Raw genomic sequence first — 511 nt, 5'->3', positions numbered from 1 at the left:
ATGAAGGTGAAAACACATCCTCTGTTACCGCGACAACAAATGTGTCGCAGTCAGCGCAGTCTAACACGTCTGCCGATTCTTCTACTTCTAATACATCAAAAGTGCGCTATGTTCCGGTTGAAACATACGGAAGAGTAGGAGATTTGGAAGTCCGAGTAAACTCGCTGCAACAGGTTAAAAGCGTTGGTTATGACGGGATAGGTGATACTGCAGATGGTGCGTTTTGGGTCATCAACGTGACCATCAAAAACGATGGTTCAAGTCCATTAGCGATCGTAGATGACATTTTTCACTTACAAGATATAAACGGAGATACTTACCAGCCTGATTCAACTGCAGAGATATATGCCAATACCGATGCTGGAACAATGCCAACCAATCTTAATCCAGGCGTGTCAATGACCACCAATATAGTTTTTGATATGCCTGATTTTATGACGTACCGTCACATAGGTCAGCACTATTCGCTCGTGGCTTCTATGGGTTTGTTTGGGACAAATGAGACTACATA

General features: G+C 43.2%; 1 protein-coding gene. It reads left to right on the top strand.

Going from position 1 to position 511, the window contains the following annotated elements:
- On the top strand, positions 1-511 hold a 511-nt coding region (locus QMF38_RS09605), incomplete at both ends, for a DUF4352 domain-containing protein (RefSeq protein ID WP_281759295.1).

The sequence above is a fragment of the Alicyclobacillus hesperidum subsp. aegles genome (assembly GCF_027923525.1).
GTDB classification, from domain to species: Bacteria; Bacillota; Bacilli; order Alicyclobacillales; family Alicyclobacillaceae; genus Alicyclobacillus; species Alicyclobacillus aegles.
This window is presented reverse-complemented; position numbering and strand designations above follow the sequence as displayed.